Origin of the sequence: Pseudomonas sp. S07E 245 (genome assembly GCF_019599025.1) — a bacterium.
Lineage (GTDB): Bacteria > Pseudomonadota > Gammaproteobacteria > Pseudomonadales > Pseudomonadaceae > Aquipseudomonas > Aquipseudomonas shirazensis.
The window spans coordinates 3,241,628-3,257,632 of the sequence record NZ_CP080625.1; the positions used below are offsets into that span (position 1 = coordinate 3,241,628).

Here is a 16,005-nt window from a genome sequence, read left to right on the forward strand (position 1 = left end):
TGCCTCTCTCTAATTCTTCGCAACGGCGGGTTGGGCCGTCGTCGGTGCAATCGGTTCCCGCCAGCCAACAGCCAGGCCGTTGGCGTAGCGCAGATCAATGCGGGCGATATTGGTGATCTGCTCTTTGAGTGTCTTGTCGTATATGGCAATGAAACGGCGCATCTTTTCGACCAGATGGTCGCGCCCGAGCAGCAGTTCGATACCTGGGCCGGCACTGCCGGCACCGGTGGTCAGGAACCAGCTGCCACGTTCACGCAGCTCCAGCCGCGCAATCGAGAAGCCCATCGGGCGCAGCATCTGGCTCAACACCTGATACTGCTGCATGACTTGTTGCTGAGCGCGCTGCGGGCCGAACAGCTGCGGCAGGTGCTCGTAGTTGGCCAGCTCGCGCGGGGTGAACGCTTCGCCCTGGTTGTTGAGCAACGCCTGATCTCCCCAGCGCGCCACGGGCAGTTGTTCTTCCAGGCGAATGACCACTTCGTCCGGCCAGACCCGGCGCACTTCGGCGTGGGCTATCCACGGCATCTGTTCAAGCTCGGCACGCATCGCGCCCAGGTCGACACTGAAGAAGCTGGCCGCTACAAACGGTGCGATACGTTGCTGCACCGCCTGCTGGCTGATGTAGCTGAGGTCACCCTGCACAGCGATCTTGGTGATCGGCCGGTCAGCGTAAGGCATCAATCGCACAGCGCCTTCGTAGGCAGCAAAGCCCGCAGCCACCAGCAGCACCGGCCACAGCAAGCGCTTGAGCACGCTGAAGTTGGCCTTGGGCAGGCGCGCAGACATCGGCTCCTGGGCCACCATTCGGCTGGCACCGCGCGGCACCGGCTTGTTACGGCCGGGTGCAGGAGGCTGCTGACGAAGCATCGCGCCTTGCATGCTGATTAACCTCGCGTCTCGACGCTGGCAGCCAGGATCGCCAGCACCAACTGCTGGAAGTCCAGGCCGGCCGCGCGGGCCGCCATGGGCACCAGGCTATGATCAGTCATGCCTGGCGCGGTGTTTACTTCGAGCAGCCAGAAGCGGCCCTGCTCGTCCTGCATTACATCCAGCCGGCCCCAGCCTTCGATGCCGATGGCATCACAGGCGCGCGCGGTCAGATCGATCAGTTCTTGTTCCTTGACACTGTCCAGCCCGCACGGAATGCGGTACTGGGTGTCATTGGCGATGTATTTGGCGTCGTAGTCGTAGAACACATGCGGCGTACCGAGGGCGATCGGCGGCAGCACCTGGCCACGCAATACGGCGATGGTGAACTCCGGGCCGTGGATCCATTGCTCGACCAGGACTTGCGAGTCGTACTTGGCGGCGTCTTGCCAGGCGGCGACCAGCTCTTGCGTGCTGTTCACCTTGGCCATGCCGATACTTGAGCCTTCATGGGCCGGTTTGACGATCAATGGGAAGCCCAGTTCCGTACCGGCTGCAATACAGTCCTGTTCAGTCGCCAATACCGCATGACGCGGGGTTGGAATACCCAGGCTCTGCCACACCTGCTTGGTGCGCAACTTGTCCATGGCCAGCGCCGAGGCAAGGATGCCGCTGCCGGTGTAGGGAATGCCCAGGCACTCGAGCAGGCCCTGCATGCTGCCGTCTTCACCGCCACGGCCGTGCAGAATGATGAAGGCGCGATCGATCTTCTCGCGCTGCAGACGCTCAAGCAGATCATCACCAACATCGATGGCCACGACGTCGACACCGGCGCTTTGCAGCGCGCCGATTACCGCCTCACCGGATTTGAGCGACACTTCGCGCTCGGCGCTCTTGCCACCGTACAGCACCGCTACGCGGCCAAAGGCGGTGACGTCGAGCGTCGAGTGCAGTTGGGCGTAAGTGGCGGTCATTGTGGCTTCTCCTGTTTGGCGACGGCACCGGCAAACAGCGGGCTCTTCATCAGTTGTGGGGCGAGGCCACCAATGTCACCGGCGCCCTGGCACAGCAGGATGTCGCCGGCACGCAGCAGGGGCTTTACCAACGGCGCCAGCTCGACGCCGCGCTCGATGTAGATCGGGTCGAGCTGACCACGCTGGCGGATGCTGTGGCACAGCTGACGGCTGTCGGCGCCCGGGATCGGCTCCTCACCGGCTGGGTAGACTTCCATCAACAGCAGCACGTTGGCGTCGGCCAGGACCTGAACGAAGTCGTCATACAGGTCACGGGTGCGGCTATAGCGGTGCGGCTGATAGACCATCACCAGGCGCCGGCTCGGCCAGCCGCCGCGCACGGCCTTGATCACGGCAGCCACTTCGGTTGGGTGGTGACCGTAGTCGTCGACCAGCATCACGTCGCCGCCGTCGACCGGCAGTTCGCCATACACCTGGAAGCGTCGACCGACCCCCTGGAAGCCCGACAGTCCCTGAACGATGGCGGCATCGCTGATGCCTTCGTCAGTGGCGATGGCAATGGTCGCCAGCGCGTTGAGGACGTTGTGGTTGCCAGGCATGTTGACCGACACATCGAGCGGCTCGCAGTCGCGACGCAGCACGGTGAAATGGGTCTGCATGCCCTGCTGGCGCACATTGATGGCGCGGATGTCCGCCTCATCGCTGAAGCCGTAGGTCACGGTCGGACGCTTCACCAGCGGCAGGATCTCGCGCACCACCGGGTCATCCAGGCACATCACTGCCAGCCCGTAGAACGGCAGGTTGTGCAGAAACTCGACAAAGGTCTTCTTCAGTTTGTTGAAGTCGCCTTCGTAGGTGGCCATGTGGTCGGCATCGATATTGGTGACCACGGCAACCATCGGTTGCAGGTGCAGGAAGCTGGCATCGCTTTCATCTGCTTCGGCAATCAGGTAACGGCTGGCGCCGAGCTGGGCATTGGTGCCCGCTGCGGTCAGACGACCACCGATGACGAAGGTCGGATCCAGCCCACCGGCGGCGAACACCGAGGCCAGCAAGCTGGTGGTGGTGGTCTTGCCATGGGTGCCGGCCACGGCAATGCCATGGCGATAGCGCATCAGCTCGGAGAGCATCTCCGCACGCGGTACTACCGGGATGCGACGCTCCAGCGCAGTGGCGACTTCCGGGTTGGCCGGGTTGATCGCACTGGACACCACCAGCACATCGGCATTGGCGGCGTTCTCGGCACGGTGGCCGACAAAGATCTGTGCGCCGAACGACTGCAGGCGTTGGGTGACCGGCGACTCTTTGAGGTCGGAGCCAGACACTTCATAGCCCAGGTTGAGCAGGACTTCGGCAATGCCGCACATGCCCACACCGCCGATACCGACGAAGTGGATACGGCGAATACGGCCCATCTTTGGTTGCGGCATGGCTTTCTGCGCTTCAACCATGGGCCACCTCCAGGCAGATATCGACTACGGTGCTGGTTGCAGCAGGCTTGGCCAGGCGCCGTGCGGTGCCGGCCATGGTGTTGAGTTTCTCGGGTTGCATCAGCACCTCGTTCAGGCGGTCAGCGAGTTGCGCTGCGCCAGTTGTCGCTTGTGGCAGCAGGAAGGCAGCGCCTTCCCGGGCCAGATAATGGGCATTGTGGGTCTGGTGGTCGTCGATGGCGTGCGGCAATGGCACCAGCATCGAGGGCAGGCCTGCCGCCGCGAGTTCGCTGACGGTCAGGGCACCGGCCCGGCACACGACCAGATCGGCCCAGCCGTAGACATGGGCCATGTCCTTGATGAACGGCTCGACCTGCGCCTCGACGCCAGCCTCGCGATAACGCTCGGCGGTGATCGGCGCATGTTGTTTGCCAGCCTGGTGGAACACTTCCGGACGCAGCTCAGGGGCTACTTCCGACAGGGCCTTAGGCAGCAATTTGTTCAATGGTTCCGCACCCAGGCTGCCGCCCAGCACCAACAGCCGTGCCCGGCGCTCGCCGAGTGGGGCGCGCTGGGCCTCGAGGAACAGCTCCGGACGTACCGGGTTACCCGTGGTACGGCGCTTGTCGCTGGCGGCGAAGGTGTCCGGGAAGGCTTCGCAGACCCGCGCAGCCAGTGGTACCAACAGACGGTTGGCAGTGCCGGCGCGGGCGTTCTGCTCGTGAATCACCAGTGGCACGCCGCACAGCTTGGCAGCGACGCCGCCGGGGCCGGTGACATAGCCACCAAAGCCGATCACGCACACTGGCTTGAGCTGGGCGATGATCTTGCGCGCCTGCAGTACGGCCTTGATCAGGGTGAACGGCGCCTTGAGCAGCGACAGCTTGCTCTTGCCACGCAGGCCGCTGACCTGAATCTGGTGCAGCGGCAGACCCGCTTGTGGCACCAGCTCGTTTTCGATGCCGCGCGGGGTACCCAGCCAGTGCACGCTATAGCCGCGCGCCTGGAATTCGCGGGCGCAGGCCAGCGCCGGGAACACGTGGCCACCGGTGCCGCCGGCCATGATCAGTACGTTTTTACCGTCAGCGGCCATGATTGCTGGTCTCCTCGGCAAAATCGCTTTCGTTGAATTCATGCTCTTCGCTGCCCAGGTGGGTGCGACTCTCCCACTCGATGCGCAGTAACAAGCCGACGCAGGCGCAACAAATCACCAGCGAGCTGCCGCCGTAACTGAGAAACGGCAGGGTCAGGCCCTTGGTCGGCAGCAGGCCGACGTTCACGCCGATGTTGATCAGGAACTGACCAATCCACAAGAATGCCAGGCCGAACGCCATATAAGCAGCGAAGTACTGCTTGGCCTTTTCGGCCCACAGGCCGATGTACAAGGCACGTACGGTTACGAACACGAACAGCGCCACGGTGCACAGGGTGCCGACCACGCCGAGCTCTTCGGCCAGTACCGAGAACACAAAGTCGGTATGCGCTTCGGGCAGGTAGAACTGCTTCTGTACGCTGTTGCCCAGGCCGACCCCCAACCACTCACCGCGACCAAAGGCGATCAGCGCCTGGGTCAACTGGTAGCCGGAACCGAACTGATCGGACCACGGGTCGGTAAAGGTGATGAGCCGCGCCATCCGATATGGCTGGGCCTGCACCAGGACGAACACGGCCACCACCGCCAGCACCACCATCAGCGAGAAGCGGAACAACCCTACCCCGCCTAGGAACAGCATCGCGGCAGCCGCGCCCATCATCACTACAGTGGCGCCGAAGTCCGGCTCCATCAGCAGCAGCCCGGCCATCGGCAACAGCACGATGAACGGCTTGAAGAAGCCCATCCAGCTTTCACGCACTTCCTGCTGACGGCGTACCAGGTAGCCAGCCAGATAGATCACCACGAAGACCTTGGCGATCTCCGACGGCTGCACGTTGAAGAAGCTGAAACCAATCCAGCGCATCGAACCGTTCACCTCACGGCCAATACCGGGTACCAGTACCAACACCAGCAAGCCAAAGGCGCCGATCAGCATCATGAAACCCATGCGCTGCCAGGTGGCGATCGGCACCAGCATGGTCACGCCGCCGGCGGCCAGGCCGATGGCCACGTACACCAGGTGGCGGTACATGTGATAGAGCGGGTTGCCCGACTGGGCCGCAGCCACTTCCGACGAGGCCGAGGTGATCATCACCAGGCCCAGGCCGAGCAATGCCAGGCAGCCGGCAAGGAAAGCGAAATCGAGGTCGATGCCACGGCCACTGATCAGTGGCGACGGATACGGTTTGAGGATGCCGAAGATCATGCCAGGCCCTCCACCGCTTGCGCGAACAGTTGCCCGCGCTGCTCGAAGTTCTTGAACATGTCGAGGCTGGCACAGGCTGGCGAGAGCAGCACGGCATCGCCGGGCTGCGCCAGCGCAGCGCACTGCAGCACAGCTTCATCAAGGGTGTTGACGTAAATCTGCGGTACTTGCTCGGCCAAGGCCTGACCCAGACGCTGAGCGTCACGGCCCAGCAACACTACTGCGCGGCAGTAGCGTGCGACGGGTTCGCGCAAGGCGGCAAAGTCAGCGCCTTTGCCGTCGCCGCCGGCGATCAGCACCAGCTTGCCGTCGATGTCGGCGCCCAGCCCTTCGATGGCGGCAAGGGCCGCACCGACGTTGGTCGCCTTGGAGTCGTCGTACCAGCTGACAGCGTTGTGCTCGCGCACCCACTGGCAGCGGTGCGCCAGGCCGGCGAATTCGCGCAGCGCTGCAAGCATCGGCTCGAACGGCAGGCCCGCGGCATGCCCCAGGGCCAATGCGGCCAGCGCATTGCTCTGGTTATGCGCGCCACGGATCTTCAGCTCGCGCACCGGCAGCAGGTTCTGGAATTCGAAGGCCAGGTATTTTTCGCCATCGACTTCGCGCAGGCCAAAAGCCTTGAAGTCCGGCGTATTCAAACCAAAGCTGAAGCATGGCCGGCCTTCAACCGGCAGTGGCCGGCTCAGCGCGTCCTGACGGTTGACCACAACCTGGTGGGCACCGCGGAAGATCCGGTGCTTGGCCAGGTGATAGGCCGGCAGGCCGCTGTAGCGGTCCATGTGGTCTTCGCTGATATTGAGCACGGTGGCCACTTCGGCGTTGAGCTGGTCAGTGGTTTCCAGCTGGAAGCTGGACAGCTCCATCACGTACAGCTCGATGCTGTCGTCGAGCAGGTCCAGCGCCGGCGTACCGAGATTGCCGCCAACCGCCACACGCTTGCCGGCCTTGGCCGCCATCTCGCCCACCAGCGTTGTCACCGTGCTTTTCGCATTGGAGCCGCTGATCGCGATGATCGGCGCCTTGGCGTTACGGGCAAACAGCTCGATATCACCAGACAACTTTACTCCGCGCGCGGCAGCAGCCTGCAACGCAGGCGTCGCCAGTGCCAGGCCCGGGCTGACGTACAGCTCGTTGGCGCGGCAGAGGAAGTCGACATCCAGTTCACCACAGCGTACTTCCACCTGCGGGTAGTCCCGACGCAAGGTGTCCAGTTCCGGCGGTTGCTCGCGCGTGTCGGCGACCGCAAAGGCAATGCCCCGGCTCGCCAGGAAGCGAACCAGGGACATGCCGCTCTTGCCGAGGCCGACAACGATGCGGAATTGGTCGGAAGCGATCAATGACACGCTCATCTACCTCAGCTTCAGGGTGGCAAGGCCGACCAGCACGAGAATCACGGTGATGATCCAGAAACGGACAATCACCCGTGGCTCGGGCCAACCCTTGAGTTCAAAGTGGTGGTGAATCGGCGCCATACGAAACACCCGCTTGCCGGTCAGCTTGAAGGAGGCGACCTGGATCACCACCGACAGGGTTTCCATGACAAACACACCGCCCATGATGAACAGGACGATTTCCTGCCGAACGATGACGGCGATGGTGCCCAGGGCAGCGCCCAGCGCCAGTGCGCCGACGTCGCCCATGAACACCTGAGCCGGATAGGTGTTGAACCAGAGAAAGCCCAGGCCGGCACCGATCAACGCGCCGCAGAACACGATCAGCTCGCCAGCGCCTGGCACATAAGGGATCAACAGGTACTCGGCGAACTTCACGTTACCCGACAGGTAGCAGAAGATCCCCAGCGCGCCGCCGACCATGACCGTTGGCATGATCGCCAGGCCGTCGAGGCCGTCAGTCAGGTTGACCGCGTTGCTCGAGCCGACGATGACGAAATAGGTCAGCACCACGAAACCGATGCCCAGGGCGATGGTGACGTCCTTGGCAAACGGTACGATCAAGGTGGTTTCGACGCTGGTCGGCGCGGTCATGAAGAGGAACACCGCCGCGCCCAGGCCGAACACCGATTGCCAGAAGTACTTCCAGCGGCTTGGCAGGCCACGCGAATTTTTCTCGATGACCTTGCGGTAGTCGTCGACCCAGCCAATCGCGCCGAACAACAGGGTGACGATCATCACGACCCACACGTAGCGGTTGCTCAGGTCAGCCCAAAGCAAGGTACTGATGGTGATTGCAGACAGGATCAACGCGCCGCCCATGGTCGGTGTACCCGACTTGGACAGGTGCGATTGCGGACCATCGTTGCGCACTGCCTGGCCGATCTGACGGATCTGCAGGGTGCGAATCATCCAGGGGCCCAGCCACAGCGACAGCGACAAAGCAGTCAGAACACCCAGAATCCCGCGCAGGGACAGGTACTGGAAGACCGCAAAGCCTTTATGGAACTGCTGTAGATACTCAGCCAACAGCAAAAGCATTAATGTTTCTCCCCGCTGACACCGCACAGTGCAGCCACGACGTTTTCCATCGCAGCGCTGCGCGAGCCCTTGATCAAGATTGTGGTGTCGCTGGCGGTTTCGCTGCTAACAGCGTCGATCAGCTCAGCCTGAGTTGCGAAATGTCGGCCTTCGGCGCCAAACGCCCGGACCGCATGAGTCATGTTGCTACCTACCGCGTACAAGGCATCGACCTTGCCGCGTGCGTAGTCGCCCACCAGCTGGTGGCCTTCCTGCGCCCATTGACCCAGTTCGCCGATATCCCCGAGCACCAGAACGGTGCGCCCGGAAAAGCCGGCGAGTATATCAATGGCCGCACACATCGAGGTGGGATTTGCGTTGTAACTGTCGTCGATCACGCGCACGCCGTTGGCAGTGATCTGCGCGACCGTACGGCCCTTGACCGGCTGCACCGCGTTCAGGCCAGCGGCAATACCGGGCAAGCTCACGCCCAAAGCATGGGCAGCAGCCGCTGCAGCCAGGGCGTTGCTGACGTTGTGGGTGCCGAGCAGATTCAACTGCACCGCCACCGAACCGGCGGCACTATGCAAGGTGAACGCCGGGCAGCCACGGGCATCGCGACCGATATCGCTGGCGTAAAAATCCGCCTGCGGGTTGTTCAGGGCGAAGCTCAGCACGCGTTTGTCGCCAGCACGTTTGTGCCAGATGGCAAACGCCTTGTCGTCCAGGTTGAGCACCGCAGTGCCGCCCTCGCCCAGGCCTTCAAGGATCTCGCCCTTGGCCTCGACGATTTTTTCCGGGCCGCCAAACTCGCCAACGTGGGCGGTGCCGGCGTTGTTGAGGATGACCACCTGAGGCTGGGTCAGGCCAACGGTGTAACGAATCTCGCCAAGGCGCGACGCACCCAGTTCGATGACTGCCGCGCTGTGCTCACTGGCGATTTCCAGCAGGGTCAGCGGTGCACCCAGATCATTGTTGAGATTGCCGCGGGTCGCCAGCACCGGGCCACGGGTGCGCAGGATGCAGGCAAGCATCTCTTTCACAGTGGTCTTGCCGCTGGAGCCGGTGATGGCTGCTACTGGCTTGTCGAACCCGGCACGGTTGAGCGCGCCCAGTTGACCCAGCGCCACACGGCAATCAGCGACAACCAGCTGCGGTAGATCGACGCCTTCGACCTCACGTTCGACCAGCGCCGCGACGGCGCCCTTGGCCTGTACATCAGCCAGGTAATCATGGCCATCGAAGCGCGGGCCGGTAAGGGCAACGAACAGTTGGCCGGCGCCGACGCTGCGGCTGTCGATGCTGACGCCATCGAAGCTGACATCGCTGCCAACCAGGCGCGCCTGCAGCGCTGCGGTCAGTTGGCTCAGGCTCAAGGGCTTAAGCATGTGGGCTCCCCCAGGTTGCCAGGGCTTTCTCGGCTTCAACCAGATCGGAGAACGCATGGCGCTCACCGTGAATTTCCTGATAGTCCTCGTGGCCTTTGCCGGCCAGCACGATCACGTCGTCGGCCGCAGCAGAGGCGATCAACTGCGCGATCGCGGCGCCGCGGCCAGCGACGAAGCTGACTTCTGCCGGTTTGGCAAAGCCCGGGCGAATATCGTCGAAGATGGCCGCAGGCTCTTCAGTGCGTGGATTGTCGTCAGTGACCAACACGCGGTCAGCCAGCCGCTCGGCGACTTCAGCCATCAACGGGCGCTTGCCGCGGTCACGGTCACCGCCGCAACCAAACAGGCACAGCAGTTTGCCGTGGGCGTGTGGACGCAGGGCTTCGAGTACTTTTTCAAGGGCATCCGGGGTGTGCGCGTAGTCGACCACCACCAGCGGTTTGTTACCGCCGCCCAAGCGCTGCATACGGCCGACCGGCCCTTGCAGGGTTGGCACGACCTTGAGAATTTCGTCCAGCGAATAATCCAGCGACATCAGCGCGGCAATTGCGGCGAGCACGTTGCTCAGGTTGAAGCGACCGAGCAGCTGGCTGCGCAGTATGCTTTCACCCTGTGCCGTAACCAGCACCGCACGCACGCCGTCGTCGTCGAATTTGGCTTCGCGGCAGTACAGCGAAGCTTCTGGATTTTCCAGGCTGTAGCTGAGCAAGCGAGTCTCGACGTGATCGGCGATTGGCTTGCGAGCAAAGTCCTCGGCCAGCCGCCGACCGAACTCATCATCCAGATTGACCACCTGGCTACGCAGGTTCGGCCAGGCAAACAGCTTGGCCTTGGCCGCTTCATACGCCTGCATGCTGCCGTGGTAATCGAGGTGATCACGTGACAGGTTGGTCATCACGGCGATGTCGAAGGCCAGGGCGGCAACGCGGCCCTGTTCCAGGGCATGCGACGACACTTCCATGGCCACGGCTTTGGCGCCGGCTTTTTTCAGGTCGTACAGGGTTGCCTGTACTGCAATCGGGTCAGGCGTGGTCAAGCGGCCGCTCTGCAGCGCGCCGGAGAAACCGGTGCCCAGCGTGCCGATCAGGCCGCAGCGTTGGCCGAGGGCGTCCAGCGCCTGCGCCAGCAACTGGGTCACGCTGGTCTTGCCATTGGTGCCGGTGACGCCGATCAGGTTGAGCTGACGGCTCGGTTCACCGTAGAAACGCCCTGCAATCTCCGACAGCTGCGCGATCAGGCCCTTGACCGGAATCAGCGCAACGTCGGTCAGCGGCAGCACGGTGGCGCCCTGCTCTTCATAAGCGACGGCAGCCGCGCCGCGCTGCAAGGCGTCGGCGATATGGTCACGACCATCGACCAGCGCACCTGGCACGGCAAGGAACAGATCGCCCGGGCGCACGGCCCGGCTGTCCAGGGTCAACTCGCGGATCATCGGATCGCGGCTGGCATGGGCAAACAGCTTGCTCAATGGCATCGTCATCAACCACGCCCTCCTTTGGCTACGGCGGCATTCACTTGCGCCGGTACGGCAGGCGCAACGGGTGCAGGCGGTGGCAGGTTATCTGGTGGTACGTTCATCAACCGCAGGGTCCCGGACATGACTTTGCTGAATACCGGTGCCGAGACCAGGCCACCGAAGTAGCCGCCTTTGCTCGGCTCATCGATGACCACGACGATGGCGTAACGCGGATCGCTCATCGGGCCGAAGCCTGCGAACAGCGAGCGGTAGGCGTTTTCGGTGTAGCCCTTGGAGCCGACGGTGGCCTTACGCGCCGTACCGGACTTGCCACCAACGTGATAGAACGGCACCTGCGCGCGGTAGACACCGCGCGGGGCTTCGATCACCTGCTGGAGCATGCCCTGGATGGTCTCGGCGGTTTCCTTGGGCACCACTTGGGTGAAGTCAGGGGTCTTGTCGACCTTGACGATGCTCAACGGCACCATCTTGCCGTCGTTGGCCAGTGCGGCGTAGGCGTGTACCAGCTGCAATGCGGTCACGGACAGGCCGTAGCCATAGGACAGGGTCGCCGTCTCGGCCTTGCGCCATTCGCGGTGGTTAGGCAGGTTGCCGACGCGCTCGCCAGGGAAGCCCAGGCCGGTGTACTGACCCAGACCCAGCTGCGACATCACCCGGTAGATGGCTTCGCCGCCGATGTCGAAGGCGATCTTGCTCATGCCGACGTTACTGGAGTTGATCAGGATCCCGGTCAGGTCGAGCACCGGGCCCTCGCTGCGCGAAACGTCCTTGATCGTGTAGCGACCGATCTGCAGGCTGCCCGGATACACTTCGACTTTGTCGGTCGGTTTCCAGCGGCCGCTCTGCAATGCAGCGCTCATCGACAGCGGCTTGACCGTCGAGCCCGGCTCGAACACATCGATGATGGCCCGGTTGCGCATCGCGGCCGGGACCATGCTGCGGCGGTTGTTCGGGTTGTAGGTAGGCTGGTTGACCATGGCCAGCACTTCGCCGGTCTTGACGTCCATGATCACCAGGCTGCCGGCCTTGGCTTCCTGCTCGGCAATGGCGTTGCGCAGTTCGCGCGTAGCCAGATACTGCAAGCGCAGGTCGATCGACAACGCCAAGGTCGAACCGGCCTTGGCGTTTTTGGTGACCTGAATGTCTTTGATCAAGCGGCCACGCCGGTCCTTGATCACCTGGCGCTTGCCAGGCACGCCGGCGAGCCATTCGTCATAGGCCAGCTCGACCCCTTCGCGACCGTGGTCGTCAAGGTCGGTAAAGCCAACCATGTGCGCGGTAACATCACCGGCCGGGTAGAAGCGGCGGAACTCTTCGAGGCCGTACACACCCGGCACTTTCAGGTCGAGCACCTGCTGGCCTTGCTCAGGGGTAAGCCCGCGCACCAGATAGATGAATTCTTTGTTGGCCTGCTGGGTGAGGCGCTCGGTCAGTTGTTGCGGATTTTGCCCAAGCACAGCCGCCAGTTGCGCCCAGCGCTCCTTGTACGGCTGCATTTCCTTTGGGTTGGCCCACAGCGTGGTGACTGGCGTACTGACCGCCAATGGCTCGCCGTTACGGTCAGTGATCAGCCCGCGGTGTGCCGGAATTTGAATGTGGCGCAGGCTGCGCGCGTCGCCCTGGCCCTTGAGGAAGGCACGGTCGACGACCTGCAGGTCGATGATGCGCCAGCAGATGGCACCGACCATCAGCGCCAGCAGGCCGATCACGACGCGGAAGCGCCAAGGGTAGAGTGCGCCTTCGAGTTTCATCATGGCGCCACCATCCGCACTTCGTCGGCGGCCGGAACACGCATTTTCAGCTGTTCGCTGGCCAGGCTTTCGATGCGGCTGTGGGCAGTCCAGGTGCTCTGCTCAAGGATCAGCCGGCCCCATTCTGCCTGCGCCTTGTCACGCTCGTTCAGTTCGCCAAACAAGGTGTTGAGCAATTGCCGGTTCCAGTGCGCGCTGTAGGACACCGCCACCGCTGAAACCAGCACAGCGATAAACAGCAGCAGCATCAGCGAGCTGCCGCCGGGCAATGGCTTGGCGAAGAGCTTGCTCAACGGAGCTTCTCCGCAACGCGCATGACTGCGCTGCGTGAGCGGGGGTTGGCCTTGAGCTCGGCCTCGGAGGCGAACTGCGCCTTGCCGATCAAGCGCACTTTTGGCTCGAAGACGGTGTGCTGCACGGGCAGGTTGCGCGGCAGGTTGTCCGCCTCGCCCTTGACCAGCTTGCGCATGAACAGTTTGACGATGCGGTCTTCCAGCGAGTGGAAGCTGATCACCACCAGGCGGCCACCGATCTCCAGTGACTCCAGCGCAGCCTCAAGGCCCGCCTCCAGGTCACCAAGCTCGTTGTTGACGTGGATGCGCAGGCCCTGGAAGGCGCGGGTCGCGGGGTTCTTGCCCTTTTCCCAGGCCGGGTTGGCGACCTTGAGCACTTCAGCCAGGTCGGCCGTGCGGGTGAACGGCTGCTTTTCGCGGCGCTCGACCACGGCCCGGGCCATACGCCCGGAGAAGCGCTCTTCACCGTACTGCTTGAATACGCGGGCGATCTCTTCAGCCGGGGCGGTGGCGATGAACTCGGCGGCGCTGATGCCTTGCGCAGGGTTCATGCGCATGTCCAGCGGGCCGTCGTTGAGGAAGCTGAAGCCGCGCTCGGGGTCATCAAGCTGCGGTGAAGACACACCTAGGTCCAGCAGCACGCCGCTGACCTTGCCGGCCAGGCCGCGCTCGGATACCTCTTCGCCCAGCTCGGCAAAGCTGCGCTGCACAATGACGAAGCGGCCGTCTTCGGCCGCCAGCGCTTGCCCCGTGGCAATCGCTTGTGGGTCTTTGTCGAACCCGAGTAGCCGCCCCTGCGGCCCCAGCTTGCTGAGGATCAGGCGGCTGTGGCCACCGCGGCCGAAGGTACCATCGAGGTAGCAGCCATCGGCGCGCAGGGCCAGTGCCTCGACAGCTTCGTCGAGCAGCACGGTGATGTGGTTGAAGCCGCTATCTATGGTCACAGGATCAGGTCACGCAATTCGTCAGGCAAAGCGCCCGGTTGTTGAATAGCTGCAAGATCGTCTGCCGAAACCGCGTTCCAGGCATCCTCATCCCACAGCTGAAATTTGTTCAGCTGCCCCACCAACATCGCCTTCTTGTCCAGATTGGCGTACTCACGCAGGCGCGGCGGTACCAGAAAACGGCCACTGCCATCGAGCTCCAGGTCTACCGCATTACCGATCAGCAAGCGCTGCAGGCGGCGGTTTTCCTCACGCAAAGACGGCAAGGCACGCAACTTGGCTTCTATCTGTTCCCACTCATCGAGGGGATATACACATAAGCAGCGATCGACTGCATCGATGGTCACGATCAACTGGCTCTGACAACGCGAATCCAACTCGTCACGGTACCGACTCGGCATGGCGAGTCTGCCCTTTGCATCAAGGCTGACGGCATTGGCTCCGCGGAACACGGCTGCGATTCCCCACAATGTTATCGTTTTTAGGCCAGAAAACCCACTTCAACCCACTTTCTGCCACTTGCGCACACTATAGGAATCCGCCCGGTACACCGTCAAGGCGCGCTCGTAGGGAAATCCCTTACACGGCGGAGATTTAGCTCAACAAAGAGATGAAGGAAGATAAAAAGAAGGAAAAATGGCGGGCAAAAAATGTGTGAACTCAGTCAGATAGCGACCGAAGTTAAAGTGATTTATTAAGAGTAAGATTTTTTCGGTATTACCAAGGTGCTTCTGCCGTCGATTACAGCAGGGAGGGAGAGGTGGAGAGTCGATCTATAAGCCGGGTTTTGTCGAGGACAGTCATTCCTCTACGACGGCCATCACTGGACGCCTCTAGCAACCTACCCGGTTCCGACGCGGGCCACGCCTAATGGAACCCTATTTGGTCTTGCTCCGAGTGGGGTTTACCTAGCCACGAACTGTTGCCAGTCGCGCGGTGCGCTCTTACCGCACCTTTTCACCCTTACCGGCACCGAAGTGCTTAGGCGGTTATTTTCTGTGGCACTTTCCGTAGGCTCACGCCTCCCAGGGGTTACCTGGCACTCTGCCCTATGGAGCCCGGACTTTCCTCCCCCCTCTTTTGCGGAACAAAAGAAGGCAGCGACTGTCCAATCGACTCTCCGCCGACAAGGGTAACGTCAGGCGCGCTCAAGAACAAGCTTTAGAGCAACAGGATGTCGCTAATGCTCAATCGGCTTTCTGCTTTTCCAGGGCCGCCTGATACAGCAGGTTCTTGCGCACCCCGGTAATTTCCGCAGCCAGCGCCGCTGCGCGCTTGAGCGGCAATTCAGCCAACAGCAAGTCCAGAACGCGCTGCGCCTCGGTGCTGATCGCCTGCTCGTCTTCGGGCGCACTCCAGCCCCCCACCAACACCACGCATTCGCCGCGCTGCTGATTACTGTCGGCGGCAACAAACGCGTGCAACTCGCCCAGCGGCAGGCCCTTGAGTGTTTCGAACGCCTTGGTCAGCTCACGCCCAAGCAGCGCCGGGCGATCCGCACCGAACACCGCCTGCATGTCATCGAGGCATTCCAGAATGCGGTGCGGGGCCTCATAGAAGATCAGCGTGCGCGGCTCTTCCTTGACCTGTTCCAGGCGGGCACGCCGCCCAGCAGTCTTGGCAGGCAGAAAGCCTTCGAAGATAAACCGGTCAGACGGCAAGCCAGCGGCCGACAACGCAGCAATCAGCGCGCAGGCGCCGGGCACCGGCACCACTTTCACGCCGGCAGCGCGAGCCTGGCGCACCAGGTGATAACCCGGGTCGGAAATCAGCGGCGTGCCAGCGTCAGAGACCAGCGCAATATCGTCGCCCGCCAGCAAGCGAGTCAGAAAACGCCCGCCCTCGTCGCGCTCATTGTGCTCATGGCAGGCAGCCAGCGGCGTGTTGATACCGAAGTGCTGCATCAGGCGGATTGAGTGGCGGGTGTCTTCGGCGGCGATCAAGGCTACATCCGCCAGCACCTTGAGCGCGCGGGCACTCATGTCATCGAGGTTGCCGATCGGCGTGGCCACCACGTACAGCGTGCCTGTGGTGGATTTCGAAGCCCCTGCTACATCTGTCACTGCGCGCACCTGTCTTTCGGATCAAAGGCGCCATTGTAGCCCGAGCACCGGTAACAGGGCGCAAACATCTTCACCGGCGGCCCGCTTCAAGCCACCTATAGTGAAGG

The 16,005-nt window shown here is 62.6% G+C and carries 14 protein-coding genes and 1 other RNA gene; all 15 read right to left on the reverse strand.

Annotated elements, in window-relative coordinates:
• Positions 1–9 precede the first annotated feature (9 nt).
• Entirely contained in the window at positions 10–879 is an 870-nt protein-coding gene (locus tag K3F44_RS14925) for a cell division protein FtsQ/DivIB (RefSeq protein WP_101321987.1), read from the reverse strand.
• 5 nt (positions 880–884) lie between these two features.
• Positions 885–1,841, reverse strand: coding sequence for a D-alanine--D-alanine ligase (locus K3F44_RS14930; RefSeq protein ID WP_150570636.1), 957 nt, complete (start codon positions 1,839–1,841; stop codon positions 885–887).
• Entirely contained in the window at positions 1,838–3,292 is a 1,455-nt protein-coding gene (murC, locus tag K3F44_RS14935; RefSeq protein WP_220632501.1) for a UDP-N-acetylmuramate--L-alanine ligase, read from the reverse strand. The genes K3F44_RS14930 and murC overlap by 4 nt, the downstream gene beginning before the upstream one ends.
• Positions 3,285–4,364, reverse strand: coding sequence for an undecaprenyldiphospho-muramoylpentapeptide beta-N-acetylglucosaminyltransferase (gene murG / locus K3F44_RS14940; RefSeq protein ID WP_150572129.1), 1,080 nt, complete (start codon positions 4,362–4,364; stop codon positions 3,285–3,287). The genes murC and murG overlap by 8 nt, the downstream gene beginning before the upstream one ends.
• On the reverse strand, positions 4,354–5,571 hold the full coding sequence (gene ftsW, locus K3F44_RS14945; protein WP_101321991.1) for a putative lipid II flippase FtsW: 1,218 nt from the start codon (positions 5,569–5,571) through the stop codon (positions 4,354–4,356). The genes murG and ftsW overlap by 11 nt, the downstream gene beginning before the upstream one ends.
• A complete protein-coding gene (murD, locus tag K3F44_RS14950; RefSeq protein ID WP_150570708.1) occupies positions 5,568–6,914 on the reverse strand; it encodes a UDP-N-acetylmuramoyl-L-alanine--D-glutamate ligase in 1,347 nt (448 codons plus the stop codon). Before murD ends, ftsW begins: the two co-directional genes overlap by 4 nt.
• 6 nt (positions 6,915–6,920) lie before the next feature.
• A complete protein-coding gene (gene mraY, locus K3F44_RS14955; protein WP_101321992.1) occupies positions 6,921–8,003 on the reverse strand; it encodes a phospho-N-acetylmuramoyl-pentapeptide-transferase in 1,083 nt (360 codons plus the stop codon).
• Entirely contained in the window at positions 8,003–9,370 is a 1,368-nt protein-coding gene (gene murF / locus K3F44_RS14960) for a UDP-N-acetylmuramoyl-tripeptide--D-alanyl-D-alanine ligase (protein ID WP_101321993.1), read from the reverse strand. Before murF ends, mraY begins: the two co-directional genes overlap by 1 nt.
• Positions 9,363–10,850: a UDP-N-acetylmuramoyl-L-alanyl-D-glutamate--2,6-diaminopimelate ligase gene (locus K3F44_RS14965; RefSeq protein WP_101321994.1), complete on the reverse strand. Its 1,488-nt coding sequence runs from the start codon at positions 10,848–10,850 to the stop codon at positions 9,363–9,365. Before K3F44_RS14965 ends, murF begins: the two co-directional genes overlap by 8 nt.
• Positions 10,850–12,598 carry a penicillin-binding protein 2 gene (locus K3F44_RS14970; RefSeq protein ID WP_181003854.1) on the reverse strand — a complete coding sequence of 583 codons (1,749 nt, stop codon included), beginning with the start codon at positions 12,596–12,598 and terminating at the stop codon, positions 10,850–10,852. The genes K3F44_RS14965 and K3F44_RS14970 overlap by 1 nt, the downstream gene beginning before the upstream one ends.
• Positions 12,598–12,891, reverse strand: a complete 294-nt coding sequence (ftsL, locus tag K3F44_RS14975) for a cell division protein FtsL (RefSeq protein WP_101321996.1) — start codon at positions 12,889–12,891, stop codon at positions 12,598–12,600. The genes K3F44_RS14970 and ftsL overlap by 1 nt, the downstream gene beginning before the upstream one ends.
• Positions 12,888–13,835, reverse strand: a complete 948-nt coding sequence (gene rsmH / locus K3F44_RS14980) for a 16S rRNA (cytosine(1402)-N(4))-methyltransferase RsmH (RefSeq protein ID WP_409077648.1) — start codon at positions 13,833–13,835, stop codon at positions 12,888–12,890. Before rsmH ends, ftsL begins: the two co-directional genes overlap by 4 nt.
• Entirely contained in the window at positions 13,832–14,287 is a 456-nt protein-coding gene (gene mraZ / locus K3F44_RS14985; RefSeq protein ID WP_101321998.1) for a division/cell wall cluster transcriptional repressor MraZ, read from the reverse strand. The genes rsmH and mraZ overlap by 4 nt, the downstream gene beginning before the upstream one ends.
• A 308-nt stretch (positions 14,288–14,595) precedes the next feature.
• An RNA gene (gene rnpB / locus K3F44_RS14990) (RNase P RNA component class A) lies at positions 14,596–14,955 on the reverse strand.
• Positions 14,956–15,022: 67 nt separating this feature from the next.
• Positions 15,023–15,898: a 16S rRNA (cytidine(1402)-2'-O)-methyltransferase gene (rsmI, locus tag K3F44_RS14995; RefSeq protein ID WP_207073199.1), complete on the reverse strand. Its 876-nt coding sequence runs from the start codon at positions 15,896–15,898 to the stop codon at positions 15,023–15,025.
• Positions 15,899–16,005: the final 107 nt, after the last annotated feature.